The 24,666-nt window shown below is 74.2% G+C and carries 24 protein-coding genes; 20 read left to right on the top strand and 4 right to left on the bottom strand.

Annotated elements, in window-relative coordinates:
- Positions 1-24: 24 nt before the first annotated feature.
- Positions 25-819, bottom strand: coding sequence for a polysaccharide deacetylase family protein (locus tag FB474_RS13390; protein WP_246092178.1), 795 nt, complete (start codon positions 817-819; stop codon positions 25-27).
- Between the two features lie 153 nt (positions 820-972).
- Here FB474_RS13390 and FB474_RS13385 point away from each other — a divergent pair, with 153 nt between their 5' ends.
- On the top strand, positions 973-2,217 hold the full coding sequence (locus tag FB474_RS13385; RefSeq protein WP_185746162.1) for a glycoside hydrolase family 15 protein: 1,245 nt from the start codon (positions 973-975) through the stop codon (positions 2,215-2,217).
- A gap of 6 nt (positions 2,218-2,223) precedes the next feature.
- Here FB474_RS13385 and mce read toward each other — a convergent pair whose 3' ends face one another.
- The gene (mce, locus tag FB474_RS13380; RefSeq protein WP_141789101.1) at positions 2,224-2,667 is read right to left on the bottom strand and encodes a methylmalonyl-CoA epimerase; all 444 of its coding nucleotides are present in this window, start codon (positions 2,665-2,667) and stop codon (positions 2,224-2,226) included.
- Between the two features lie 127 nt (positions 2,668-2,794).
- On the opposite strand from mce, the gene FB474_RS13375 reads away from it, so the two are divergent.
- The 5 genes from FB474_RS13375 to FB474_RS13355 all read left to right on the top strand — a co-directional run bounded on the left by FB474_RS13375 (position 2,795) and on the right by FB474_RS13355 (position 8,307).
- Positions 2,795-3,997: an acetyl-CoA C-acetyltransferase gene (locus tag FB474_RS13375; protein WP_141789100.1), complete on the top strand. Its 1,203-nt coding sequence runs from the start codon at positions 2,795-2,797 to the stop codon at positions 3,995-3,997.
- Between the two features lie 25 nt (positions 3,998-4,022).
- Positions 4,023-4,985: a methylmalonyl Co-A mutase-associated GTPase MeaB gene (gene meaB, locus FB474_RS13370; RefSeq protein WP_141789099.1), complete on the top strand. Its 963-nt coding sequence runs from the start codon at positions 4,023-4,025 to the stop codon at positions 4,983-4,985.
- Between the two features lie 4 nt (positions 4,986-4,989).
- A complete protein-coding gene (locus FB474_RS13365) occupies positions 4,990-6,363 on the top strand; it encodes a wax ester/triacylglycerol synthase domain-containing protein (protein ID WP_141789098.1) in 1,374 nt (457 codons plus the stop codon).
- 54 nt (positions 6,364-6,417) lie between these two features.
- On the top strand, positions 6,418-7,425 hold the full coding sequence (locus FB474_RS13360) for a GNAT family N-acetyltransferase (protein ID WP_185746161.1): 1,008 nt from the start codon (positions 6,418-6,420) through the stop codon (positions 7,423-7,425).
- Positions 7,426-7,971: 546 nt separating this feature from the next.
- Positions 7,972-8,307 (top strand): hypothetical protein, encoded by a 336-nt coding sequence (locus FB474_RS13355; protein WP_141789096.1) that lies wholly within the window; start codon positions 7,972-7,974, stop codon positions 8,305-8,307.
- A gap of 10 nt (positions 8,308-8,317) precedes the next feature.
- Here the strand turns inward: FB474_RS13355 and FB474_RS13350 are convergent, their stop codons facing one another.
- Positions 8,318-9,118 carry a DUF2127 domain-containing protein gene (locus tag FB474_RS13350; protein ID WP_221632532.1) on the bottom strand — a complete coding sequence of 267 codons (801 nt, stop codon included), beginning with the start codon at positions 9,116-9,118 and terminating at the stop codon, positions 8,318-8,320.
- An 82-nt stretch (positions 9,119-9,200) separates the two neighbouring features.
- Between FB474_RS13350 and FB474_RS13345 the strand changes: the two genes are divergently transcribed.
- From FB474_RS13345 to icmA, 9 genes are all read left to right on the top strand, one after another.
- Positions 9,201-10,148, top strand: a complete 948-nt coding sequence (locus FB474_RS13345) for an ABC transporter ATP-binding protein (RefSeq protein WP_246092177.1) — start codon at positions 9,201-9,203, stop codon at positions 10,146-10,148.
- Positions 10,145-11,254, top strand: coding sequence for an ABC transporter permease (locus FB474_RS13340; protein WP_141789095.1), 1,110 nt, complete (start codon positions 10,145-10,147; stop codon positions 11,252-11,254). The genes FB474_RS13345 and FB474_RS13340 overlap by 4 nt, the downstream gene beginning before the upstream one ends.
- Positions 11,255-11,272: 18 nt before the next feature.
- Positions 11,273-14,437, top strand: a complete 3,165-nt coding sequence (locus tag FB474_RS13335; protein WP_141789094.1) for an FtsX-like permease family protein — start codon at positions 11,273-11,275, stop codon at positions 14,435-14,437.
- Positions 14,434-15,291 carry an ABC transporter ATP-binding protein gene (locus FB474_RS13330; protein ID WP_246092176.1) on the top strand — a complete coding sequence of 286 codons (858 nt, stop codon included), beginning with the start codon at positions 14,434-14,436 and terminating at the stop codon, positions 15,289-15,291. The genes FB474_RS13335 and FB474_RS13330 overlap by 4 nt, the downstream gene beginning before the upstream one ends.
- Positions 15,288-15,950: an ATP-binding cassette domain-containing protein gene (locus tag FB474_RS13325; RefSeq protein WP_141789092.1), complete on the top strand. Its 663-nt coding sequence runs from the start codon at positions 15,288-15,290 to the stop codon at positions 15,948-15,950. The genes FB474_RS13330 and FB474_RS13325 overlap by 4 nt, the downstream gene beginning before the upstream one ends.
- A 35-nt stretch (positions 15,951-15,985) precedes the next feature.
- The gene (locus tag FB474_RS13320) at positions 15,986-16,315 is read left to right on the top strand and encodes a thiamine-binding protein (protein ID WP_141789091.1); all 330 of its coding nucleotides are present in this window, start codon (positions 15,986-15,988) and stop codon (positions 16,313-16,315) included.
- Between the two features lie 29 nt (positions 16,316-16,344).
- Positions 16,345-16,827: a GNAT family N-acetyltransferase gene (locus FB474_RS13315; protein WP_246092175.1), complete on the top strand. Its 483-nt coding sequence runs from the start codon at positions 16,345-16,347 to the stop codon at positions 16,825-16,827.
- 9 nt (positions 16,828-16,836) lie between these two features.
- On the top strand, positions 16,837-17,352 hold the full coding sequence (locus FB474_RS13310; protein ID WP_141789089.1) for a MarR family winged helix-turn-helix transcriptional regulator: 516 nt from the start codon (positions 16,837-16,839) through the stop codon (positions 17,350-17,352).
- Between the two features lie 181 nt (positions 17,353-17,533).
- Positions 17,534-19,297 carry a coenzyme B12-dependent isobutyryl-CoA mutase large subunit gene (gene icmA / locus FB474_RS13305; protein ID WP_141789987.1) on the top strand — a complete coding sequence of 588 codons (1,764 nt, stop codon included), beginning with the start codon at positions 17,534-17,536 and terminating at the stop codon, positions 19,295-19,297.
- Here the strand turns inward: icmA and FB474_RS13300 are convergent.
- Complete coding sequence (locus tag FB474_RS13300) at positions 19,273-19,902, bottom strand: TetR/AcrR family transcriptional regulator (RefSeq protein WP_141789088.1); 630 nt, start codon at positions 19,900-19,902, stop codon at positions 19,273-19,275. The genes icmA and FB474_RS13300 overlap by 25 nt on opposite strands.
- Positions 19,903-20,040: 138 nt before the next feature.
- Between FB474_RS13300 and FB474_RS13295 the strand changes: the two genes are divergently transcribed.
- The 5 genes from FB474_RS13295 to FB474_RS13275 are packed head-to-tail and all read left to right on the top strand — an operon-like array spanning position 20,041 to position 24,659.
- On the top strand, positions 20,041-20,829 hold the full coding sequence (locus FB474_RS13295; RefSeq protein WP_141789087.1) for a hypothetical protein: 789 nt from the start codon (positions 20,041-20,043) through the stop codon (positions 20,827-20,829).
- Entirely contained in the window at positions 20,826-21,827 is a 1,002-nt protein-coding gene (locus FB474_RS13290; protein ID WP_141789086.1) for a DUF8094 domain-containing protein, read from the top strand. Before FB474_RS13295 ends, FB474_RS13290 begins: the two co-directional genes overlap by 4 nt.
- Positions 21,828-21,861: 34 nt before the next feature.
- Entirely contained in the window at positions 21,862-22,827 is a 966-nt protein-coding gene (locus FB474_RS13285; protein WP_141789085.1) for a co-chaperone YbbN, read from the top strand.
- Between the two features lie 10 nt (positions 22,828-22,837).
- Complete coding sequence (locus FB474_RS13280; RefSeq protein ID WP_141789084.1) at positions 22,838-23,908, top strand: alpha/beta hydrolase; 1,071 nt, start codon at positions 22,838-22,840, stop codon at positions 23,906-23,908.
- A gap of 4 nt (positions 23,909-23,912) precedes the next feature.
- Positions 23,913-24,659 (top strand): esterase family protein, encoded by a 747-nt coding sequence (locus tag FB474_RS13275; RefSeq protein ID WP_141789083.1) that lies wholly within the window; start codon positions 23,913-23,915, stop codon positions 24,657-24,659.
- The last annotated feature ends 7 nt before the right edge of the window (positions 24,660-24,666 follow it).

The following is a 24,666-nucleotide window of genomic DNA, read 5'->3' as shown; positions in this document are numbered from 1 at the left end:
TCACCGGCGCCGCCCCGCGCCTCCTCAGCCGTGGGCGGTGGAGCCGGTCAGCCCGCACAGGGCCGAGACCGTCGTCAGCTCGTAGCCGTCGGCCTTCAGCCCGGTGATGATCGCGTCGAGGTGGTCGACGGTCACCAGACGGTCCGCGGGACCGGTGTCGTGGGCGAGGACCACCGACCCCGGGCGCACCACGCTGCGGATGTAGCCGGTGATGCCCTCGGGGTGCTGGACGTAGAGGTTCTCGCGCATCTGGGCGCTCCAGAGCACCGTGGTGAGCCGCTGCTCGGCGGCGGCGAGCAGCGAGGACCCGGCGAGGTGCCCGTACGGCGGGCGGAACAGGGTCGGGTGCACCCCGTAGGCGTCCTCGATCTCGGCGGTGGTCCGCTTCAGCTGGTCGGTGCAGGCGGCGTGGTCGAGCCTCGCGAGGTCGGGATGGTCCCAGGTGTGGTTGCCGATCTCGTGCCGGCCGACGGACTCGCGGTGGATGGCCCCGTGCCGGCGCACGTTGATGCCCTTGACGAAGAACGTCGCCGGGACGTCGTGCCGGGCCAGCGCCTCGAGCACGCGCGGGGTCCAGTCGGGCATGGGCCCGTCGTCAAAGGTCAGCGCGACCCGGCGCGTCGTGGTCTGCCCGGACCAGACCACGGCCCCTGAGGCGGCGTGCGGGGCGGACAGGTCGGGCCGGACGCCGGAGGCGTAGCCGCCGTAGAACGGCAGGTGCGCGCTCTCCGGGGCGGCGGCGGCGCGGTCCGCCGCGAACAGCCCCAACGCCCCCGCGGCAGCTCCGCCGGCGCCGGTCAGCAGGTCTCGTCGCCTCATCCCCACACAGTGATCGTACGGGCGACACGTCGACCCCCAGCCGTCAACTGCCCGGAATGCCACGACGCCGATGCCGCGAGGTGCCAGACTCGGAGGCGCCGGGGCGGGACAGATCAACCAGTGTTTCAAGGGGGCGGCAGGGTGAGGCGCGGCATGGTCTCCGCAGCGGGCGTGGTCACGCTGCTCCTGACGGCCGTTCTCGTGGGCCTCAACCCCGGACCAGCGCCGGCACAGCCGCGGCTGGCCACGGGACCGGGATGGACCAGGGGCTGGCGCCCGGGCGACGACGCGGCCGGCGACGAGGCGTGGCTCGCCGGCGGCACCGTGCCCGGGGAGGGGCGACGGTGGCAGCCCATGGTGCGCACGGCGCTGCTCGACCTGCACCGCCTGACCCGGCCGGACGGTGCCGTCGCAGCCGGACCGGTCAACGGGTGGAACTACGTCTGGCCACGCGACACCGCCTTCGTCGCCGCCGCGCTGGCCCACGCCGGACACGTGCGGGACGCGGAGCAGGCGCTGCGCTTCCTGGAACGCGTGCAGCTGCCGGATGGCGGCTTCCAGGCCCGCTACCTGCTCGACGGCAGCGGCCCGCCCGACCGGCGGCTTCGCCAGTCCGACGGTGCGGGTTGGGCGCTCTGGTCCCTGGAGCAGGTGTCCCGGGTCAGCGGCCGCTCCGCCACCGCAGCGTCGCTGCGACCGCTGCTGGACGACTCGACCCGTTTCGTCCTGGCCGTCACCGACGATGGGCGACGCCTGCCGCAGCCCTCGCCCGACTACTGGGAGGTGCCGGTGTCGCGCACCACCCTGGGCACGGTCGCGCCGCTGCTGGCGGGCCTGCGAGCCAGCCATCGCCTCTATGCCTCCCTGGGGGAGACCGCGGCCGCGCAGCGATCGGGCACGGCGGCGGACCGGTTGGCTGCGGCGCTGGCGCCGCAGTTCGGCGGCCGCTTCGACCGCTTCGGGCAGTACGGCGGCCTCGACGCCGCCGTGTGCTTCCTCATGCCACCGTTCGCCGCTACCGCGACACCGGCCGTGCAGCGGCGGTGGAACGACTACCAGGAGCAGGCCCTGCGTCCGGCCGGGGGGCTGGCGCCCGGCACGGCGTGGAAGCAGGACGGGATCTCGTGGACCCCGGAGACCTCGCTGGTGGCCTACACCGCGGCCATGACCGGGCGCACCCGGCTGGCCGAGCACTGGATGGACTGGCTGCAGGGGCACCGCACGTCCTGGGGGAGCCTGCCCGAGAAGGTGCTGGGCAGTGGCGCGCCGGCCGGGCCGGCCCCGCTGGCCTGGACCTCCGCCCTGGTGGTGCTCACCGCGGCCGGGCTGCCGACCGGCGCGGTCGGAGAGCAGCCACAGGACCGCCACCGCGGCACGACGAACCCCGGCCGGGCCTGAGTCCGGTCAGTGGCCGGAGCCCGTCGCGGGCTCGACCAGCTCGACGAGGATGCCGCCGGCGTCCTTGGGGTGGATGAAGTTGACCCGGCTGTTCGACGTCCCCCGCTTGGGCACGTCGTAGAGCAGCCGCAGCCCACGCTCCCGGAGCACCCGGCATACGGCGTCGATGTCCTCGACCCGGTAGGCGAGCTGCTGCATGCCCGGGCCGGAGCGCTCGAGGAACTTGGCGATCGTCGAGGCGGGGGACAGCGGCGCGAGCAGCTGGATGCAGGAGCCGGACTCGCCGACGGCCATCATCGCCTCGCGCACCCCCTGCTCCTCGTTGACCTCCTCGTGGGCCAGCGCCATGCCGTAGGTGTCGCGGTAGAACGCGATGGCCTCGTCGAGGTCGGGGACGGCCACGCCGACGTGGTCGATGGCCGTGAACAGGTGCGTCGGGAGGGCTGACATGCCCGCCAGACTAGGCAGCCGCCCCGGCTGCGGACAGCAGCCGTGGCTGTGGCCCTCACCACGGTCCGCGGCGGTATCGCGCGGGCTAGAGTGACGCTGAAACCACCCCTGGCGTTGGAGGCTTGGCATGAGCACGGACCGTCCCACTTCAGTCATCGTCGCCGGCGCGCGGACCCCGATGGGTCGCCTGCTCGGCTCGCTGAAGGGCTTCTCGGGCGCGGACCTCGGCGGGATCGCGATCAAGGGCGCGCTGGACAAGGCCGGGGTCAGCGGTGACCAGGTCGACTACGTGATCATGGGCCAGGTGCTCCAGGCCGGCGCCGGCCAGATCCCCGCCCGTCAGGCCGCGGTCAAGGCCGGCATCCCGATGACCGTCCCGGCGCTGACCATCAACAAGGTCTGCCTCTCCGGCATCGACGCGATCGCGCTGGCCGACCAGCTGATCCGCGCCGGCGAGTTCGAGGTCGTCGTGGCCGGTGGCCAGGAGTCGATGACCAATGCCCCGCACCTGCTCGAGAAGTCGCGCGAGGGCTTCAAGTACGGCGACGTCACCATGCGAGACCACATGGCCTTCGACGGCCTGTGGGACGCCTTCACCGACCAGGCGATGGGGCTGCTGACCGAGCAGGCCAACACCGGTGAGCAGCAGTTCACCCGCGAGCAGCAGGACGAGTTCTCCGCCCGCAGCCACCAGCTGGCGGCGAAGGCCTGGAAGGACGGGCTGTTCGACGACGAGGTCGTGCCGGTCTCCATCCCGCAGCGCAAGGGCGACCCGATCGAGTTCAAGTCCGACGAGGGCATCCGGGCCGACACGACCGCGGAGTCCCTGGGCAAGCTGCGTCCCGCCTTCAGCAAGGACGGCACGATCACGGCCGGCTCCGCCTCGCAGATCTCCGACGGCGCCGCCGCCGTGGTCGTCATGAGCAGGGCCAAGGCCCAGGAGCTCGGCCTGTCCTGGATCGCCGAGATCGGTGCCCACGGCGTGGTCGCCGGCCCCGACTCCTCGCTGCAGAGCCAGCCGGCCCGGGCCATCGCGCTGGCCTGCGAGAAGGAGGGCATCACGCCCGCCGACCTCGACCTGGTCGAGATCAACGAGGCGTTCGCCGCGGTCGGCCTGGCCTCCACCCAGGAGCTGGGCATCGACCCCGAGATCGTCAACGTCAACGGCGGGGCGATCGCCCTCGGCCACCCGATCGGCATGTCCGGTGCGCGGATCGCGCTGCACCTGGCCCTCGAGCTCAAGCGCCGCGGCGGCGGGGTCGGCGCGGCGGCGCTGTGTGGTGGCGGCGGGCAGGGCGACGCCCTGATCGTCCGCGTCCCGCAGGCCTGAGTCCCCCGCGACAGAGAGCGAGCCCATGGCATCGCGCCCCGTTGACGTGCCCGCCCTGGTCGAGTCGGCCAGGGCGGGTTCGCCGCGTGCCGTCGCGCGGCTGATCTCCCTGGTCGAGGACGGCCACCCCGCGCTGCGGGAGGTGATGGCCGCCCTGGCCCCGCACACCGGCCGGGCGCACGTCATCGGGATCACCGGCAGCCCCGGCGTGGGCAAGTCGACCTCGACCAACGCGCTCGTGGGGGCCTTCCGCGCCCGCGGGCAGCGGGTGGGCGTGCTCGCCGTGGACCCGTCCTCGCCGTTCTCCGGCGGGGCACTGCTCGGTGACCGGGTGCGCATGCAGGACCATGCGCTCGACCCCGAGGTCTACATCCGGTCGATGGCCAGCCGCGGCCACCTCGGCGGCCTGTCGTGGACGACCCCGCAGGCGCTGCGGGTGCTGGACGCCGCCGGCTGCGAGGTGATCCTCGTCGAGACCGTCGGGGTGGGCCAGAGCGAGGTCGAGGTCGCCGGGCTGGCCGACACGACCATCGTGCTGCTGGCACCCGGGATGGGTGACGGCATCCAGGCCGCCAAGGCCGGCATCCTGGAGATCGGTGACCTGTTCGTCGTCAACAAGGCCGACCGCGACGGCGCCGACGCGACGGTGCGCGACATCCGCCACATGATCAGCCTCGGCGACCGCACCGAGCCCAACCTGTGGCGGCCCCCGGTCGTCAAGACCGTTGCGGCACAAGGCGAAGGTGTCGACGAGGTCATGGAGTCGATCGACAAGCACTTCGCCTGGATGGAGTCCACCGGGGTGTTGCGCGAGCGACGGGTGCGCCGCGCGGGCGACGAGATCGAGGCGATCGCGCTGCAGGCCCTGCGCCAGCGGATGGGCGACCTGCGCCACGGCAACGGCGTCGACGAGCTCGCCGCGCAGGTCGTCGACGGCAGCACCGACCCCTACGCCGCCGCCGACCAGGTCGTCGCCGCGCTCACGTGACGTCATGACCCGTCGGATGTCCGTGCAGGACACGCTGTGGCTGAACATGGACCGGCCCGACAACCTCATGACCATCGACTGCGTCTTCTGGACGTCCACGCCGGTGACCCTCGCGCAGGCCCGCGAGGCGCTGCGGGAGCGGATGGTCGACCGGTTCCCGACGTTCCGGTCCCGTCCGGTCCCCGCGCCGGTGCTGGGTGCGAGGGCGGCATGGGAGCCGGACCCGGACTTCGACCTGGGCCGGCACGTCCTGCCGGCCACCCTCCCGGAGCCGGGGATGGCCGGGCTCGAGCGGTTCCTGAGCGAGCAGCGCGGCGTGCCCCTGCCCGGCGACCGTCCGCTCTGGCGCGCCCACGTCGTCCCCGAGCTCGACGGCGGGTCGGCCGTCGTCATCCGGCTGCACCACGCGATCGCCGACGGGATCCGGCTGACCCAGGTCGCCCTCGGCCTCTTCGACGGGCAGGAGCCGGCCGCGGCGACGACGCCCCGCGCGGCCTCTCCGGCGCCCGGGGCCTCGCTGCTCGGGGGCCTGCGCTCCCTCACCGGCGCGGTGCTCGACCGGGTCCCTGTCGCCGGCCCGCTGGCGCGCCCCCTCGCCGACGCCGCCGGAGGGCTAGCGGAGCAGGCCCTGGTGCAGGCCGACCGAGCCCGGCACACCGTCGCGGCGGTGACCCCGCTGCTGTCGCTGCCGGCCGAGGTCCCGGCCGCCTGGCGGGGACCGCTGGGGGAGCGCAAGAGCGTGGTCTGGGGCGACCCGGTGCCGCTGGATCGGGTCAAGGAGGTGGGCCGCCGGACCGGGGGGACCGTCAACGACGTGCTGACCACGTGGCTGGCCGGAGCCCTTGCCCGCTACCTCTCGGCCCGTGGCGAGGAGCCGGTCCCCACGACGTGGCTCATGCCGGTCAACCTCAAGCCGTTCGACCACAACCTGCCCGAGACCCTCGGCAACCACTTCGCGGTGGTCCCGCTGGAGCTGCCCTCGGGGCAGGAGCCGTTGACCGAGCGGATCGCGCTGCTCCAGCGCCGCACCGGCTCGTTGCGCGACTCGCACACCGCGGCCCTGATGTATGCCGTGCAGCAGGTGGGCAGCCAGACCCCGCGCCCGGTTGCGCGGTTCCTCACCGACCTCGTCGCCAACCAGTCGGTGGGGGTGCTCACCAACGTGCCGGGCCCGCGCGAGCAGGTCACCTTCGCCGGAGCGCCGGTGGCCGGGATGGTGGCCTGGGCGCCGTCCACCTCGCACCAGCCGATCTCGGTCAGCATCTTCAGCTACGCCGGCTCGGTGGTGGTGGGCTTCGCCTGCGACGAGCGGGTCATCCCCGACGCGCCGGCGCTGCTGCAGGCCTTCCAGGACGAGGTGGCCGACTCCCTGCGCTGACCGGGGGCGAAAACCGGGTGAGCCGGGCGGGCCGGCGAACCTAGCCTGAAGGACGTGCTGATCCGTCAGGTGGACGTCCACGACGACGCCGAGCTCGGCCAGGCCCACGCGGTCCTGGACGCCGCCCTGCGCTTCGAGCGGCCGTACGCCCCGCCGTGGCCGCTGCGGGAGCTCGCCGTCGACCTGCGCAACCCTGCGCCGGGGGAGTGGATGGGCGCCTGGGCGGCCTGGGAGGAGCACGCCGTCGTCGGCATGGCGTGGGTCTGGGAGTCACTGGTCGACAACACCGACAAGAGCTGGCTGCAGGTCTGCGTCGACCCGCGGCACCGCGGCCGGGGCGTGGGCTCGGCCCTGGCCGAGCAGGTCGTCGCCTGCTGTGCCGGGGCCGGTCGCACGGTCCTGCTCACCGAGTCGGCCTACCCCGAGGCCGCGGCCGCCGACCACGGCTACCGCCGCTTCGCCGAGCGTCACGGCTTCCGCCTGGCCAGCACCGAGGTCCACCGGGTCCTCGACCTGCCCGTCGCGGACCGGCGCCTGGACGAGCTTGCCGCCGCGGCGGCACCCCGCCACACGGCATACCGGCTGGAGACGTTCGCCGGGGACGTGCCCGAGGAGCTGCTGCCCTCCCTGTGCCACGTGCGCAACCACCTCGCGGTCGACGCGCCCACGGGCGAGATCGACTACGAGCCCGAGGCGGAGACGCCGGAGCTGTACCGGGAGCGGGAGGTGCGGCTGCGCGAGCAGGGCCGGGTGCGGCTGACCACGCTGGCGATGGCACCGGGCGGTGAGGTGGTCGCCTACACCGACCTCGCCGTGACCCCGGACGAGCCGGAGCACGTGCACCAGTGGGGCACCATGGTCCGCCGCGACCACCGGGGGCACCGGCTGGGCCTGGGCCTGAAGGTCGGCAACCTGCAGGCCCTGCAACGGTCCTGGCCGGGGGCTCGCCTGGTCCACACCGGCAACGCCGATGTCAACGCGCACATGATCGGCATCAACGAGGCGCTCGGCTTCCGGGTCGTCGAGCTGCTCCCGGAGTTCCAGCGGCGGCTCGAGCTCTGACTGGGGCGGGACGTGTGACTGCGCCACACTGTTCGTGTCGGATCGCGAGCAAGGGGGCCGTCGTTGGGGGTCACGCGTTCTGTGGTCGTGTCGTTGGCGCTGATCGGAGCCGTCGCCGGCGGCCCCACCGCCTGTGCGCAGAGGCCCACGACCCCGGCGCAGACCTCCCCTCGGCCGGTTGTCAGCCCGACATCGGCGGCGACCTCGACCACCCGGCCGGTGCCCCCTTCCACGGCCGGGGCTGTCCCCGGTTCGCCGCCGGGGAAGACAGGGGCGGCCACCGACGTGGTCGTCCTTGACCCGTTCAGGCGCGACGGCACCCTGCTGCCGGGCTGGACCGTGCACAACGGGCCCCAGTCGCCTCCGGCCGACTGCCGCTTCGACACCGGGTCGCCGGCGGCGCGGAGTGGTGGCACTCATGCGTGCGGCTCCACCGCCGCTGGAGCCGTCGCCTGCTGGGCCCCGCGAGCCGACGGCCACCTGGTCTGCGCAGCGGACGCCTGGGACAGGAGGCTTTTCCGGATTCCCGCCGCGAACCTTCGGCCGGTGACGCACGCCCCGGCCCGCCCGGTCCCGCTGGGGCTCGAGCTCGTCGACGGGACGCGGTGGTCCCTGCGCACCGGGGGTGCGTGGGGAGGTCGCGCCGACGGACTCACGGGGGCCTACGGGTGTGTGAGTTCGTGCGCGGCCCTGCACGGCGGCAGCGGCCCGGGCACCACGACCTGGGTGCTGCTCGCACCCTCCGGAGCCTCCGCTGTGGACATGGACGCGCCGACCTGGACGGTGCGTCGTGGTCTCGTCGGCAACCCCGACGTGAGGTACCCGGCGCCAACGCCGGTGCCGGTACGTCGGGCGTGGTTCATCGCCAGCACGCTGTCCTGACCATCGGCCGTCAGTGGGCCGCCACGGCCGTCTCGCCCCGCGCCGCGGCCCGCTCGACCTCCAGCAGCGACTCGCCGTGGCGCTCGGCGTCGAAGGCTGCTCGTCCACCGCGGACGCCGAACAGGCGCTTGGTCCACAGGATGTAGACGACGGCGAAGACGTTCAGCGCGAACGCGGCGATCCGCAGCCACGTGACCTTCTCGACCAGCTCGTAGACCTCCAGCGGGATGAACACCGCGGTGCCGACGACCGCGACGTACTCGCCCCAGCGCTTCATCAGCCACAGGCCAACGGCCTCCAGGAGCTCGAGCGCCCCGTAGGCCAGGACGCCGAGGGCGACGAGCAGCAGCGTCGAGTGCGAGGCGGCGAACGCCCGCTGGATCAGGTGCACCGGGCCGGCGTTCTGCAGGTCCACCCCCAGCCGGTCGGCCAGCGGGCGCAGCGTCGGCAGGTAGGAGTCGAAGACCTTCTGCAGGGCCAGGCGTGAGCCGTCGAAGCGCCAGACGCCGTAGGCCAGGGCGACCAGCAGCAGCCCACGGAGCGCCCGCTCGAGGGCCAGGAATCGCAGCACGAACGCGTCCCGCAGGGCCCTGCCACGCAGGACGATCGGCGCCTGGTCGGCGGGGCCGCGGTGGCGGGGCTCGCCCAGGACCCAGTCCCCGCAGCGCAGGCACCGCCACGCGTCCCCTGCCGGCGTCGACGCGTGGAGGCGCTGCGCCAGGGCCTCCTCGTCGGGGGCATACGTCTCATGGCCGTGCCGCCCGCAGGAGCGCAGGTTCCAGTCGAAGTGCCGCAGGGGTCCTCTGGCCACGGGTCGAGCCTACGTCGACGGCCCGATCGGAACCTGACAAATGACCTGCTGGCGCGCGTGTCTGGGCCCTAGGGTCGGGCCCATGACGGAACCGGGGGCCGGATTGATGGACCGGCCGCGCGCCGGCGCGGCCACCGCGATCGAGGTCGAGGACCTCGTCAAGCGGTACGGCGACACCACGGCCGTGGACGGGGTGTCCTTCAGCGTCCGGCGGGGGGAGTTCTTCGGCATCCTCGGGCCCAACGGCGCCGGCAAGACGACCACGCTGGAGATGGTCGAGGGCATCCGCGAGCCGGACGCCGGTCGGGTCAGCGTGCTGGGGGAGAGCCCCTGGCCGCGCAACCCGCGCCTGCTGCCCCGGCTGGGCGTGCAGCTGCAGGCCTCGGCCTTCTTCGACAAGCTCACGGCGCGTGAGCAGATCCGCTCCTTCGGCTCGCTCTACGGCGTCCCGGCCTCCCGGGCCGACGAGATGCTCGAAGTCGTCGGCCTGACGGACAAGGCCGACACCCGCGACGAGAAGCTCTCCGGCGGCCAGCGGCAGCGGCTCTCGATCGCCTGCGCCCTGGTGCACGAGCCGGAGGTCGTCTTCCTCGACGAGCCCACCGCGGCACTGGACCCGCAGGCCCGGCGCAACCTGTGGGACCTGCTGCGGCTGATCCAGCAGCGGGGCACCACCGTCGTCTACACCACCCACTACCTCGACGAGGCCGAGGCGCTGTGCGACCGGGTCGCGATCATGGACGCCGGGCGCGTCCTGGCCCTGGACACCCCGGCCGCGCTGGTCCGCGGCCTGCACGCCGCGACCCGGGTGGCGCTGCCGGAGGCCGGCCTGCCCGAGGCCGAGGCGCGCCAGCTGCCCGGTGCCGACGAGGTCCGTGCCGGCCAGGGCGAGACGGTGATCGCCACCCGCAACCCCGCGACCCTCATCCAGGCGCTCGCCGAGCGCCACCGCCTCGACGGGGTGAGCGTCCGCACGGCCACCCTCGAGGACGTCTTCCTGCACCTGACCGGACGGGAGTACCGCGCATGACCACCACCGCGCCCGCCCCACCGGACGTCCAGGCGGGCCACACGGCATACGCGCCGTCGACCTGGCACCAGCTGCGCACGCTGGGGCTGGCCATGCTGCGCGGCTTCATGCGGGACCGCACCGCGCTGTTCTTCACGTTCTTCTTCCCGCTGATGTTCCTCGTCGTCTTCGGCCTGGTCTTCAGCGACGACAAGGCGAGCCGGCAGGACCTCGGCGTGGTCGGCACCGGGGCCCTGGTCCAGCAGCTGCCCAAGGACGTGTTCGCGACGAAGACCTTCCCGACGTGGGACAAGGCCGTCGCCGCCGTTCGCAACGGCGACATCCCGGCGGTGGTGCGCCAGCAGGGCGGCACGGTCGAGCTGCGCTACGCGGCGAGCGACCGGGTCAAGGCGGCCACGATCCAGGGGATCCTGGGCGCCGTCGTCGACCGCAGCAACGTCGCCGCCACCGGCCAGCCGCCGAGGACGACGCTGGTGTCCCAGCAGGTGGAGAACGCCGAGCTCAAGCCGATCCAGTTCCTCACGCCGGGGTTGCTGTCGTGGGGCATCGCCTTCTCGGCGGCGTTCGGGGCGTCCATGACGATCGTGGGCTGGCGACGCCGGCAGGTGCTGCGCAAGCTGCGGCTGGCGCCTGTGCCGGTCTCGGCCATCGTCGGGGCGCGGGTGGGGGTCTCGCTGCTGACCGCGTTCGCCCAGGCGGCGCTGTTCTTCGTCATCGCCTCCCTGCCGGTCTACGGGCTGCGCCTCGACGGCTCGGCCTGGCTGTGCGTCCCGCTGCTCGTCGCGGGCACCCTGGCGTTCCTGTCGATCGGGCTGCTCGTGGGCTCGATCGCCAAGACCGAGGAGGCCGCCAGCGCCCTGGCCAACTTCATCGTGCTGCCGATGTCGTTCCTGTCCGGCACGTTCTTCGACATCTCGCAGGCGCCGTCGTGGCTGCAGACGGTCAGCCAGGTGATGCCGCTGCGGCACATGAACGACGCCATGATCGGCGTCCTCGCCCGCGGTCAGGGCGCCGGCTCGATCGTGGCGCCGATGGCGATCCTGCTCGGCTTCGCGGCCGTCGTCACGTTCATCGCCTCGCGGTTCTTCCGCTGGGACGTGGACTGACCAAGGAAGAAGGACGACATGTGGGCTGCCATGAGGTACCGGCGGGCGCAGGGACTGGTCATCGCCGGCCTGGCCGCCCTGATCACCGTGTGCCTGTGCTTCGCCCCGCTGTATGAGCGGGCACTGGACCAGGCGCTGGTCCGCAGGGCGCTCGACCGCGCCCCGGACTCCACGACCGGGCTGGTGCTGACGTCCTCGACGGGTCGGGACACCAGCCGGCGGATGTCCGTGCAGGAGCTGACCGCCCTCGTGCCGGCATCCCTGGCGCGGGCCTCCAGACCGCCGCTGGCCAGCACGACCGTGCGCCTGGACCTCGGGGACGACAGCATGGCCGGCGCGCCGACCGGCTTCCTCACGACCCGGACCGACATCTGCGCGCACATCACCGTGGTGTCCGGCCGGTGCCCGACCGCGCGGGGCGAGGTGGCGGTGACCGCAGCGGACGCCACGCTTCGCTCGTGGCACCTGGGCCAGCGGCTGCTGGTCACCGAGGTCGTGCCTGGGGTCGTCGGCCGGGACGCCCCGCACAAGCTGCTGACCGTCACCGGGACCTATCGGCAGCAGCCCGGGGAGTACTGGTTCGGCCAGCTGCTCGGCGGCCGCGCCGGGACCTCCGACCCGTTCACCGGCCAGGAGTCGCTGGACACGTGGGTCACCGCCGCCGCGACGATGACCGGCGACAGCCCCACCGCCGGCGGGCCGGGCCCCGACGGGAGGTACATCCCCTCTGACGGCACGACCGACCCGACCAAGGGCTGGATGGCTCCGGCCAACGAGGTCGACCTGCCGCTGCGCGAGCCGGCGGTCGGCGCCGACGAGCTGCCCGGGGTCGCCCGGGCGGTGACCGGTGTCCAGGCCGCGGCCCTGGGCAACGGCAAGTCCGTCACCGCGAGGTCCGGCCTGCCCGCGATCGCGGCCGACGTCGCCACCGGCCGCCGGCAGGCGGCCGTGATCGTGCCGCTGCTCATGGCCCAGCTCGGGATGCTGGCCCTGGTGGTGCTGTGGCTCGTCCTCGTGGCAGCCATCGAGCAGCGTCGCCCCGAGGTGGCGCTGGCCCGGCTGCGCGGGCGAGGTCCCGGCGGGGCGCGGCGCCTGCTGTTCGGTGAGCTCGGGGCGATGGTGCTCGCCGGCGTTCCCGTCGGCTTCGTCCTCGCCATCGGACTCAGCGTGCTCGCGAGACAGGTGTGGCTCGTCCCGGGCGTGCCGTTCGAGCTCCCCGCCGGCGCGCCCCTCGCCGCGCTCGTGGCAGCCGTGGTGTCCCTCCTCGCGGTCCTGCTCGCCACCCGCACCGCCACCCGTGAGCCGATCGTGGCCCTGCTGCGCCGGGTCCCCGCCCGTCGGCACGGCTGGGCGCTGGGGGTCGCCGACGCCGCGGTGCTCGCCCTCGCCGCAGCCGGCGTGCTGGCCCTGGTGAGTGGCAACCTGTCCGGCCCGCTGGCCCTGGCCACACCCGCGCTGCTGGCGCTGGCCGTCGGCCTGCTGTTCGCCCACGTCCTGGTGCCCGTGACGGCGGCGGCCGGCCGGCGGGCCCTTGCGCGCGGCCGGGTGCGGCGCGGGCTCACCGCCCTGCAGATCGCCCGGCGTCCGGCGGTGCGCCGGGTCGTCACCACCATCACCGTGGCCACGGCCCTCGTGGTCTTCGCCAGCGACGCCCTCGTGGTGGGGGAGCAGGGCCGGCGGGCCCGCGCGATGGCCGAGGTGGGCGCGCCCGCGGTGATCGACGTCCTCACCGGCTCGGTGCCGGCGGTGCGCTCGGCCCTGGCCACGGTCGACGCCACCGGGCGCCTCGCCACCCCGGTGGTGCGGGTGGGGACCGTCGGCGAGGGCAGCACGACGACCCAGGCGGTCGTCCCGGACCAGTTCGCGCGGATCGCCCAGTTCCCGGGGCAGGACGCGGCGGCACTCCCGTGGGCGCGGCTCGCGGCGCCGGCCGTCGCGCCCCTGGTGCTCACCGGCGGGCAGCTGCATCTGACCGTCACCGGCGAGAGCGTCGCCACCGACCCCCCGGGGGCGCCGACCGACGGGCTGCCCCTGTCCCAGCGGCTCCCGCGGCTGGGGATGCAGCTCGTCCTCGCCGACGGCTCGCGCAGCAGCCTGGACCTCGGCCCCATCCCGTTCGGGGCCACGGCGCCCCACACCGTGTCGGCCCCGGTCAGCTGCGCCAAGGGGTGCCGCCTCGCGGCCGTCACGGTCGACGCGCCGGCCTCCCGTTACGCGGTCACGGCGGGCTCGTTCGTCCTCGGCCCGCTCGGCGTGGACGGCTCCACGGCGCCCTGGGGCGGCGACGGGACGTGGCTGCCCGGTGACAACTCCAGCCCCGGACCGGACGACATCACCGCCACCGCGGACGGGTCCTCGCTGCGGGTCCGCTACTCCGACGCCGCCTCCCAGGAGGTCGCCCTCCAGCACGCGTCGACGCCGGTGAGCATGCCGGCACTGCTCGCCGGGTCCCTGCCGTCGGGGTCGGACCGGGGGACGTTCGCCTCGCCGGGGCTCGACGGGCAGGCGCGCCAGATGCAGGTCGTCGGGCACGTCCCGCTGGCGCCGGGCGGCACGCCCAACACCGTCCTGGTCAACCTGGACACGCTCCAGCGCGAGGGCGGGACGCTGGACTCGCTGGCGACGGTGCAGGTGTGGCTCGCGCGGTCCGACCCGGCCCTGGTCGAGCGGGTCAGCACCGCGCTGCGGCACGGCGGCGTGCAGGTGGAGGGCGTCACGACGACCGATGGCGTCGCCGGGGACTACGCCGGGTCGGCGTCGGCGTGGGGGCTCCAGCTGGCCCTGGTCGTGGGCATCGCGGCCCTGCTGATGGCGGGCCTGGTCGTCGTCGTGGTCGTCGCCACGTCCTGGCGGCTGCGGGCGCGCGACCACGCCGCCCTGCGCCTGGTCGGGCTGGGCCGGCAGGACCTGCGCCGCGTCGCGGTCGGCGAGCAGGTGCTGGTCGTGGTGCCGGCGGTGCTGGCCGGCGCGGTGTGCGGCGTGGCCGGCGCGGCGCTGGCCCTGCCGATCATCCCGCTGTTCACCACGCCTCCCCGCCTGCCACTGCCGCCGTCGGGCTCGTCCTGGCCGGCGGTGCTCGCCGCTGCCGCCGTGGCCCTGGTGGTCCTCCTCGTCGTCGCGGTGCGGGTGGGTCAGGGCCTGTCCACGCGCGCCACCCTCGACCGGGTCCGGGAGGTGCTGTGAACGGGCCGGTGAACCGCGGCATGCCGGTGCGGACCACGGGGCTGGTCCACATCTACCGCGCCGACGGCCACGACGTGGCGGCCCTCGCCGGGGTCGACCTCAGTGTCGAGGCGGGCGACATGGTCGGCCTCCTCGGCCCCTCGGGCTCGGGCAAGTCCACCCTGCTGAGCCTCTTCGGCGGGCTGCTGCGCCCGAGCGCGGGCAAGATCCACGTGGGCGAGCACGAGCTGTCGGCCCTGCCCGAGCCCGCGCTGGACGATCTGCGGGCCCGCGACATCGGCCTGGTGCTGCAGGGCGCCGCCCGCAACCTGCTGCCCTACCTGACCCCGGTGCAGAACGTCGAGTTCGCCCAGGGGGCCGCGCGGCGCCAGGGGGTCTCCTCGTTGCCCAGCCCGGCGGAGGTGCTCGAGCTCGTCGGGATGCACCGCCACGCCAGGCGGCCGCTGGCGGGGCTCACGCCCGGCCACCTGCAGCTCCTCGCGGTCGGTGTCGCCGTCGCCACGCTGCCGGGGCTGCTGCTGGCGGACGAGCCGACCAGCCAGCTCGACCACGAGGCGCGGGGCACCGTGCTCGACACCCTCGCCCGGGTCAACCGCGAGTTCGGCACCACCGTCGTCCTGGTCACCCACGACCCCGAGGTCGCCGCCGCGATGCGGCGCACGGTGACCATCCGTGACGGGCGCATCGGGGGAGAGGGCCGCGACGGCGAGGAGTACGCCGTGGTGTCCGCGGACGGTGCCCTGCCCCTGCCACCCCACGTGCTCGAGATCCTGCCGCCGGGGACGCTGGTGCGCGTCCACCTCGAGGACGGCACCATCCAGCTGCTGCCCCAGGGTCAGGAGGACCGGTCATGAGCGCACCGACGGTGCGGGTCGAGGGCGTGTGCGTGGCCTACGACGGGGAGCCGGCGCTGCACGACGTGTCGTTCACCGTGCACCCCGGCACCCTGCTCGCGGTCACCGGTCCCTCGGGTGCCGGCAAGTCCTCCCTGCTGTGGGCGATCTGCGGCGCGCAGCCGCTCGCCGCCGGCACGGTGCACGTCGGCGACCAGCCGGTGACCGGCCACGAGGAGGCGGTGCGGCTGGGGGTCTCCCTCGTGCCGCAGGGCAACGGCCTGGCCACGATGCTCAGCGCCGAGGAGAACGTCGTGGTGCCGCTGCTCGCCGCCGGCGTGCCCGCCGGGGAGGCGTGGGAGCAGGCCGGCGCGGCGCTGGAGTCCACCGGGCTGGGCGAGTCCGGCCGCCACCTGGTCGAGGAGCTCTCCGGCGGCCAGCAGCAACGCGTGGCGGTCGCCCGGGCCCTCGCCCAGCGCGCCGCCGTGATCCTGGCCGACGAACCGACCAGCGACGTCGACGCCGGCAACCGGGAGCGGGTGGTCGCCCTGCTGCGGGCGGAGGCCCGGCGCGGTGCCGTGGTCATCATGTCCACCCACGACCCGGAGGCGGCGGCTGCCTCCGACGCCGAGCTCGCGCTGCACGAAGGCGTCATGACCGTGGTCCGCGCTCCGCGGTGAGCCTCCTCCCACCCCGACGCACCTAGGATCGGCCCATGCTCGTCGCCTTCTCCGTCGCCCCGTCCGGCTCGTCCGACCCCGCCGACAGCACCGGCTCCGTCAGTGACGCCGTCGCCGCGGCGGTGGCCGTCGTGCGCGACTCCGGCCTGCCCAACCGGACCGACTCGATGTTCACCACCATCGAGGGCAGCTGGGAGGAGTGCATGGACGTCGTGCGCCGCGCCTGCGACGCCGTCGGGCAGTACGGCCCGCGGGTCTCGCTGGTGCTCAAGGCCGACATCCGCCCCGGGTTCACCGGAGAGCTGGAGGCCAAGGTGACCCGCCTCGAGGAGGCGGTCACCCGGCATACCGGGCAGGGGTCGTGAGGGGCGGGTATGCCGTGCGGCCGGCTGCCGTGAGCGACGCCGAGGCCCTGGGGCAGGTGCACACCGCGATCTGGCGCGAGGCCTACGCCGGGCTGCTGCCGGCGGACTACCTCGACGCGCTCAGCGCCGAGGACGCGGCCCACCGCTGGCGGCTGCGCCTCGAGGTGGACGAGCCGGAGGCCCTGGTCGCCGTGGCGACCGCGGGCGAGGACGAGGAGATCGTCGGCCTGGCCACCGGTGGGCCGACCCGCGACGAGGACGCTCCGACGGTGTGGGAGCTCTACGCGATCAACGTCCTGGCGGCCCACCACGGGACCGGGCTGGCCGACGAGCTGGTGGCGGCCGTGGTCGGTGACCGGCCGGCCTCGCTGTGGGTGCTGGTGGACAACGCGCGGGCGCAGGCGTTCTACCGCCGGCACGGGTTCGCCCCCGACGGGGCCGCCAAGGTCCACGAGGGCACGGGGGCGCCCGAGATCCGGATGGTCCGGGGAGCGGCCGCCCCCGCCCACTAGCGTGTGGCCGTGCCCACCCGAGTCTCGTTGCCCTTCGACCCGATCCGCCGGGCCGCCGAGCTCTGGCGCGCCCGCTGGGGCGGCCGCTCGCAGGTGGCGGCGATGGCCTCGGCGACCTCGGTGATGCGCGTGCAACAGCTGCTCATCGGCGACTTCGACGCCATCGTCGGGCGGCACGGGCTGACGTTCGCCCGCTACGAGGCGCTGGTGCTGCTGGTCTTCAGCCGCCACGGCCAGCTGCCCATGAGCAAGGTGGGGGAGCGGCTCATGGTCCACCCGACCAGCGCCACCAACATCATCCAGCGGCTGGCCGCCCAGGGCTTCGTCGAGCGCCGGCCCAACCCCGAGGACGGCCGCGGCACCCTCGCCGTCATCAGCGACGCCGGACGCGAGGTGATGGAGGCGGCGACGACCGACCTGGTCGCCGCCGGCTTCGGCCTGGGAGCGCTCACCCCCGCCGAGCACGAGGAGCTGTTCCGGCTGCTGCGCAAGGTGCGCGTCGCAGCCGGCGACTTCCACGAGTAGCCCCTTTGCGCACGATATGGCCGCTGCGGGCCGCGTATCGCCGGGCGATCGCAGCCCTGTCTTGCGCAACGGCGGGGCGACCACTCGTCATACCTGTCCTGGACTGGCCGTCGGCCCCGTGACAACTACTAGGACGTCCAAGTAAATTGGGGTCATGACCTCCCCGCAGCCGTCCTCCGCCATGCCGTCCGACCACGGGTCCGGCCGTTCCCGCTGGCAGGAGCGCTACGACGCCGCCCAGGCCCGGGGGCTGGTGCGCGACGCGGACTTCACCACGCTGTCGGGCGTGGCGGTCGACCCGGTCTACGGGCCGAGCCAGGAGCAGGTCGGCGCGGACCCTGATTTCGACCGCATCGGCTGGCCGGGGGAGTTCCCGTTCACCCGCGGCCTGCACGCCACGGGCTACCGGGGCCGGGCGTGGACCATCCGGCAGTTCGCCGGCTTCGGCAACGCCGAGCAGACCAACGAGCGCTACAAGATGATCCTGGCCCGCGGCGGTGGCGGCCTTTCCGTCGCCTTCGACATGCCCACGCTCATGGGCCGCGACTCCGACGAACCGCTGTCCCTCGGCGAGGTCGGGCACTGCGGCGTGGCGATCGACTCGGCCGCGGACATGGAGGTGCTGTTCCAGGGCATCCCGCTCGGTGACGTCACCACCTCGATGACGATCAGCGGCCCGGCCGTGCCCGTCTTCTGCATGTACCTCGTCGCCGCCGAGCGGCAGGGCGTCGACATCGGCGTGCTCAACGGCACCCTGCAGACCGACATCTTCAAGGAGTACATCGCGCAGAAGGAGTGGCTGTTCGCCCCCGAGCCGCACCTGCGCCTGATCGGCGACCTCATGGAGTACTGCGCCGAGAAGATCCCGGCCTACAAGCCGCTGTCGGTCTCCGGCTACCACATCCGCGAGGCCGGCTCCACGGCCGCGCAGGAGCTGGCGTTCACCCTCGCCGACGGCTTCGGCTACGTCGAGCTGGGCCTGTCCCGCGGCCTGGACGTCAACACCTTCGCGCCCGGGCTGTCCTTCTTCTTCGACAGCCACCTGGACTTCTTCGAGGAGATCGCCAAGTTCCGCGCGGCCCGGCGCATCTGGGCCCGGTGGATGCGCGACGTCTACGGCGCGACCAGCGACAAGGCGCAGTGGCTGCGCTTCCACACCCAGACCGCCGGTGTCTCGCTCACCGCGCAGCAGCCCTACAACAACGTCGTGCGCACCGCCGTCGAGGCGCTCGCCGCGGTGCTGGGCGGCACCAACTCGTTGCACACCAACGCCCTCGACGAGACCCTCGCCCTGCCGACCGAGCAGGCCGCCGAGATCGCGCTGCGCACGCAGCAGGTGATCATGGAGGAGACCGGGGTGGTCAACGTCGCCGACCCGCTCGGTGGCAGCTGGTACGTCGAGGCCCTCACCGACAAGATCGAGGCCGAGGCCGAGGCCATCTTCGACAAGATCCTCTCGATGGGGGCGACGGACCTGCGCGCCGCCGACACCGCCGGCCTGACCGAGCAGGTGCGCCGCAGCACCGGACACGCCACCGGGGGCGTCTGGCCCATGACGAGCGGCATCCTGCGCGGCATCGAGGACGGCTGGTTCATGTCCGAGATCGCCGAGTCCGCCTTCCAGTACCAGACGGCGCTGGAGAAGGGCGACAAGCGGGTCGTCGGCGTCAACTGCCACACGGAGTCGGTCAGCCACGAGCTGGAGATCCTGCGGGTCAGCCACGAGGTCGAGCGCGAGCAGGTGCGCGTGCTCGCCGAGCGCAAGGCGGGCCGGGACGACGCGGCCGTGTCGGCGGCGCTGGCGCGGATGCTCGAGGTCGCCGAGTCCGACGGCAACATGATCCCGGCGATGCTGGACGCCGTGCGGGCCGAGGCCACGCTGGGCGAGATCTGCAACGCGTTGCGCGACCGCTGGGGGATCTACCGCGAGCCGGCCCGCTTCTGAGCCCGGGCGTCGGCGACGTCGGCGAGCAGGGCGATCAGCGCCTCGACGAAGCCGGCGTCGGCCGACCCGGTCATCAGGGCGCGGTGCAGCACCGTCCCGACGACGAGGTCGCCGAGCAGGTCGACGTCGACCGACCCCGGGTCGATCTCGCCGCGGGCGATGCCGCGCTGCACGCAGTCCCCGACGATGCCGTGCAGCTTCTCGGCCAGCGTGCCGCGCACCAGGGTGCCGACCCCGTGCGGGTCGCGCGCGCTCTCGGCCAGCAGCGCGGCATACGCGCCGCTGATGGAGGGGTCGGACAGCAGGGTCGCGGCCTGGCCGATGCCCTCGCGCAGGTCGGCGAGCAGCGACCCCTGGTCGGTCAGGGTGATCGCGTCGAACGTCGCCGCCACCGCGTCGACTGCGAGCTCGACCTTGCTCGGCCACCGGCGGTAGACCGTGGTCTTGGCCACACCCGCCTCCTGGGCCACCTGCTCGATCGACATGCGGGCCACGCCCTCCCGGGCCAGCACGACGCGCGCGGCGTCGGCGATGGCCTGCTCCGTGGCGGCGCGCCGCGGCCGGCCGGGCGGGCGCTTGGTGCTCGACATGGGGACGGAAGGCATTCCGTGATCATGCCACCGGTGGCTGCGGATCGACCGTGATGGATTTGTGTCCGGCCTCCCGGGTGGGCCATGGTGGACCGGATAACGGGTGCCTGGGGGCGCGCCACGACCACGTTCCCCGACACGAAGGACGACATCGTGACCACTGCGACACGACGCGCCCTCGGCCTCTCGGTGGCCGTGGTGGGCGCTGTCCTCGCGATCCTCGGCCTCTGGCTGTGCGTGACCCTCGGCCCGTCCGGCGGAGCCACCTTCGGCTCCCGCGTGACCCAGACCGGGGCGCTCACCATCGAGCCGAAGGTCCTCAACGCCCTCGACGTCCCGACCGAGGTGACCGTCTCCCGCAAGGACGGCGGACCGCTGTGGGTCGGCCTGGCCGGCGCCTCCGACGCCGCGGCCGTGCTGCGCGACGCCCGGCGGACCACTGTGAAGGGGGTCTCCTGGCCTGCCGGGTCGATGACCTCCGCGCGGACCGGCTCCACCGCGATGCCGGACGTCACCTCCGCCGACGTATGGCGGGTGAGCCAGCAGGAGCGCGGCTCCGCCAGCGTCGTGGTCGCCCAGGGGCAGGGCCCCGAGACGCTGGTCGTCGCCGCCCCCGGCGGCGCCCCGCTGCCGGACGTGGACGTGACGGTCGCCTGGCACCACAAGACCTGGTTCTTCCTGTCGCTGCTGCTGCTGCTCGTCGGCGCGCTGCTCGCCGCGGGTGCCGGCTTCTTCCTCTGGCAGGACCTGACCGCCGCCCCCGCACCGCAGGCCGGCGCCACCAGCCGCAGCAGCCGGCACCAGCACCGGCCCAACCTGCTGCCCCAGCGCCTCCGGCGCGGCGGCACCACGGGCGGTGCCGCCCCTGCGGACACCGACGACACCGTGGTCATCACGACCGACCGACCCGACCCCGGCGCCCCCGAGGAGGTGGACGCATGAACCGCCGCATCGCGACCATCACTGCCGCGGCAGCCGTCTGCCTGTCCCTGTCCGGCTGTGGGCTCGGCAAGGCCATCGCCGGGGTGCACGAGGCGCCGGCGCCCGTCACCGACATCGCCTCGGTGACCCCTGCACAGGCGCGCGGGATCGTCGACCGCGTGTTCACCGCGGCCGGTCAGTCCCGCTCCGGCTCCGGCGACGTCAAGGCGGCCCGGGCCGTCGCCTACAGCGGCAACGCCCTCACCGCCGCCGTGGCCGATGCGCGCCTCGCCAGCGTCGCCCCGCAGGTGGGCGGCAACTCGCCGGCCATCGCCCCCGAGCAGCCCCGGATCCTGGCGCTGCCGCGGGGCGAGGGCTTCCCCCGGGTCATCGTCGTCCAGACGGTTCCGGACAAGGGCGGCCTGCCGGTGCTGCACGTGCTCACCTCCCCGGACGCGCGCACGCCGTACCGCATCGCCGAGTCGGCCACCATGCTCCCGGGCTCCAGCGTGCGGTCCTTCACCTCCCTGGCCAGCGGCTCCCGCCTGGTCACCGACGGCAAGGGCCTGGCCGTCTCGCCCCAGAGCCTGCTGACGGACTACGCCAAGGGGCTCAGCTTCCCCGCGGCGAAGGGGACCAACCCGCCGTACACCGACGACCGGTTCGCCACCCAGGTGCGCGCCGGGGCCGCCCAGCAGGCGTCCGACGTGTCGAAGTACGCGGCGTTCACGCAGACGCACACGGTGCAGCCGGACTCGGTCTACGCCATCGCGCAGGACGGCGGCGGCGCCCTGGTCTTCGGGGTGCTGGAGCGCACCGACACCTTCACCGTGAAGAAGGCGGGCAGCTCGCTGACCGCGCCCAAGCAGTTCACGACGCTGGTGCCGGGCAAGACCAAGCTGGCCAGCAAGGCGACGATGCGCACCCTGGAGATGGTCGTCTTCGCCGTCCCCAGGGGATCGGGCCAGGCCACGCTGGTCGGCGCGACCGAGCACCTCGTCTCGGCCTCGGGGTCCTGACCCACGACGCCTGCCGATCAGGGAGAATGCCGGCATGACTTCGCAGCCCTTCAACGCCGCGGCCCTGCGCGGCGCCGTGGACCTGTCCTCCCTCGCCCGGCCGGCGACCCCGGCGCAGGGCGGCCCCGCCGGGGGTGCGCCCGGCGGCGGCCCGGCGCGCGGCGGCGACGGGCTGCGGGTGGAGGCCACCGAGGACTCCTTCACCGCCGTGGTCAACGGCTCGGTCACCGTGCCGGCCGTGGTCATCCTGTGGTCGTCCTCCATGCCGGAGACCGCCGAGTTCGCCGACCTCGTGGAGTCGGTGGCCCGCGCCTCCGAGGGCCGCTTCCGCATGGTCTCCGTCGACGCCGACGCGAGCCCGGGGCTGGCCGGCGCGCTGATGCAGGCGGTCCAGGTCCAGACTGTGCCGGTCGCCCTCGGCCTCGTCCAGGGCCAGCCCGTGCCGCTGTTCGCCGGCGTGCAGCCGCGCGAGCAGGTCGAGGCGGTCATCGGCAAGCTGCTCGAGCTCGCCGTGCAGCACGGCGTGACCGGGCGGGTCGAGGTGTCGGAGCCGGCGCCCGAGGGCGAGCCGGCGCAGGAGGCCCCACTGCCCCCGCTGCACCAGGAGGCCTACGACGCCATCGAGCGCGACGACCTCGACGCCGCCGTGGCGGCCTACGAGCAGGCCCTGCTGGAGAACCCCGCCGACGCCGACGCCAAGCTCGGCCTGGCCCAGGTCAACCTCATGCGGCGCACCGCCGGCGCCGACCTGCAGGCGGCCCGCGCGGCGGCCGCGGCGGCTCCCGAGGACGTCGCCGCCCAGACCCTGGTGGCCGACCTCGACGTGCTCGGCGGTCACGTGGAGGACGCCTTCGCCCGGCTGGTCGACCTCGTCCGGGTCACCTCCGGTGACGAGCGCAACGCCGTGCGCGAGCACCTCCTCGAGCTGTTCGAGGTGGTGGGCACCCACGACGAGCGGGTGCGCAAGGCCCGCGGCGCCCTCATGAGCGCGCTGTTCTGAGCCACTCCCGGTGACCCCTGCCGCCCGGCGCGCGGCGGACCCGCCCAAGGTCCTCGACCGCTGGATCCGCTTCCGCCTGCCCGACCCGGAGCACCGGCTCTCGGCCGTGCGGCTCGACGTCGACTCGGTGCTGCCGGCCCGCACGCGCGACCTGGTGCGCCGGGACGGGCGGTGGGAGCTGCGCCTGCCCCGGCCGGACCTGCAGCGGCTGGAGTACACCTTCACGGTGACCGGCCCCGACGGGGTGGCCACGCAGACCGACCCGGCCAACCCGGCCCGGGTCGAGTCGGCGTTCGGCGCCCGCTCGGTCGTCGAGCTGCCGGGCTACCTCCCGCCGGCGTGGCTGGCGCGGGACGGGGTGCCCGGGCGGTTCGACGCCTTCGAGGTGTCGGGGGAGACCGCCGACCCGGTCCCGGTCACGGTGTGGTCGCCGGCCGACGCCGGGGACGCCGAGCCGCTGCCGCTGCTCGCGGTGCAGGACGGGCCGGAGTACGACCAGCTGGCCGCACTGACCCGGTTCTGCGCGGTGCAGGTCGCCGACGCGGTGCTGCCGCGGCACCGCGTCGCACTGCTCCAGCCGGTGCAGCGCAGCCCGTGGTACTCCGGGTCGCCGCGGTACCTGCGCACCCTCACCGGCCCGGTGCTCACCACCCTGGCCCGCCGGTATGCCGTGTCCGCCCCGGTGGCGCTCATGGGCGCCAGCCTCGGCGGGCTGACCTCGCTGCTCGCCGCCCTGCGAGCCCCGGCGGTCGGTGCGGTGTTCGCCCAGTCCGGCTCCTTCTTCCAGGCCGAGCTCGACGGGATGGAGCAGGACTTCCCGTGGTTCCCCCGGATCGTGGACCAGGTGCGCGCGGTGCTGGGCACCCGGCATACCGACCACCCGCTCGTGGTGGGCCTGACCTGCGGGGCGCTGGAGGAGAACGCGCCCAACAACCGGGCCATGGCGGCGGCCCTCGCCCGGGCGGGGCACACGGTCCGCCACGCCGAGGTGCCCGACCTGCACAACTACACCGCCTGGCGCGACGCGCTGGACCCCCACCTCACCGACGTCTTGCGGGATTGCTGGATCTCGCGAGGATGAGGTCATGCAGGACGGCCGGGTGGAGCTCGCCGTCCCGGGCACGGACCGCCGTCTCGGGCTGGTCCGCCATGGCCACTGGGGCCGGCCGGTGCTGGTCTTCCCCAGCGAGGGCGGCCGGGCCGAGGACTTCGCCGAGCGCGGCATGCTGGAGCCGGTCCAGTGGCTGCTCGACGCCGGCCGGGTGTCGTTCTTCTGCGTGGACTCCCTCGACGCGCTGACCTGGTCCGACGGGTCGCTGTCGCTGGAGGAGCGAGCCCGGCGGCACGGGGCCTACCACGCCTGGCTGGAGCAGGCCGCCGTGCCGTGGGTCTTCGACCAGCTCGGCGGCCGGCACGACCTCATCACTCTCGGGGCGTCGATGGGGGCCTACCACGCGGTGCACTTCGCCTTCCAGCGCGCCGACCTCGCCCCGCTGGCGATCGGCCTGTCCGGCAACTACGACGTCGGGCAGTGGCACGCCTGGGGGGAACGGGGGCAGGAGGCCTACTTCGCCAACCCCACCGACTACGTCGCCCACCTGCACGGCGAGCACCTGGACTGGCTGCGCTCGCGGCTGTCGGTGCTGCTCGTCTGCGGGGAGGGCCAGTGGGAGACCCACCCGACCGGTGCGCTGCCGTCCACGCTGCGCTTCGGGGAGCTGTTGCGGGACAAAGGGATCACCCACCAGCTCGACGTCTGGGGCAGCGACAGCGCCCACGACTGGCCCTGGTGGCAACGGCAGCTGGGACACCACCTGCCGCGGTTCGTGTGAGGAGAGG

This window comes from Oryzihumus leptocrescens (genome assembly GCF_006716205.1).
In the GTDB taxonomy this organism is placed as follows: Bacteria; Actinomycetota; Actinomycetes; order Actinomycetales; family Dermatophilaceae; genus Oryzihumus; species Oryzihumus leptocrescens.
This window is presented reverse-complemented; position numbering and strand designations above follow the sequence as displayed.

What these genes read in the sequence shown, in the direction of transcription:
- FB474_RS13375 (WP_141789100.1), top strand. Translation starts at nt 2,795, where the DNA reads ATGAGCACGGACCGTCCCACTTCAGTCATCGTCGCCGGCGCGCGGACC.
- FB474_RS13320 (WP_141789091.1), top strand. Translation starts at nt 15,986, where the DNA reads ATGCTCGTCGCCTTCTCCGTCGCCCCGTCCGGCTCGTCCGACCCCGCC.
- FB474_RS13285 (WP_141789085.1), top strand. Translation starts at nt 21,862, where the DNA reads ATGACTTCGCAGCCCTTCAACGCCGCGGCCCTGCGCGGCGCCGTGGAC.
- FB474_RS13340 (WP_141789095.1), top strand. Translation starts at nt 10,145, where the DNA reads ATGACCACCACCGCGCCCGCCCCACCGGACGTCCAGGCGGGCCACACG.
- meaB (WP_141789099.1), top strand. Translation starts at nt 4,023, where the DNA reads ATGGCATCGCGCCCCGTTGACGTGCCCGCCCTGGTCGAGTCGGCCAGG.
- FB474_RS13325 (WP_141789092.1), top strand. Translation starts at nt 15,288, where the DNA reads ATGAGCGCACCGACGGTGCGGGTCGAGGGCGTGTGCGTGGCCTACGAC.
- FB474_RS13345 (WP_246092177.1), top strand. Translation starts at nt 9,201, where the DNA reads ATGACGGAACCGGGGGCCGGATTGATGGACCGGCCGCGCGCCGGCGCG.
- FB474_RS13385 (WP_185746162.1), top strand. Translation starts at nt 973, where the DNA reads ATGGTCTCCGCAGCGGGCGTGGTCACGCTGCTCCTGACGGCCGTTCTC.
- FB474_RS13290 (WP_141789086.1), top strand. Translation starts at nt 20,826, where the DNA reads ATGAACCGCCGCATCGCGACCATCACTGCCGCGGCAGCCGTCTGCCTG.
- mce (WP_141789101.1), bottom strand. Translation starts at nt 2,667, where the DNA reads ATGTCAGCCCTCCCGACGCACCTGTTCACGGCCATCGACCACGTCGGC.
- FB474_RS13300 (WP_141789088.1), bottom strand. Translation starts at nt 19,902, where the DNA reads ATGCCTTCCGTCCCCATGTCGAGCACCAAGCGCCCGCCCGGCCGGCCG.
- FB474_RS13275 (WP_141789083.1), top strand. Translation starts at nt 23,913, where the DNA reads ATGCAGGACGGCCGGGTGGAGCTCGCCGTCCCGGGCACGGACCGCCGT.
- icmA (WP_141789987.1), top strand. Translation starts at nt 17,534, where the DNA reads ATGCCGTCCGACCACGGGTCCGGCCGTTCCCGCTGGCAGGAGCGCTAC.
- FB474_RS13335 (WP_141789094.1), top strand. Translation starts at nt 11,273, where the DNA reads ATGTGGGCTGCCATGAGGTACCGGCGGGCGCAGGGACTGGTCATCGCC.
- FB474_RS13365 (WP_141789098.1), top strand. Translation starts at nt 4,990, where the DNA reads ATGACCCGTCGGATGTCCGTGCAGGACACGCTGTGGCTGAACATGGAC.
- FB474_RS13390 (WP_246092178.1), bottom strand. Translation starts at nt 819, where the DNA reads ATGAGGCGACGAGACCTGCTGACCGGCGCCGGCGGAGCTGCCGCGGGG.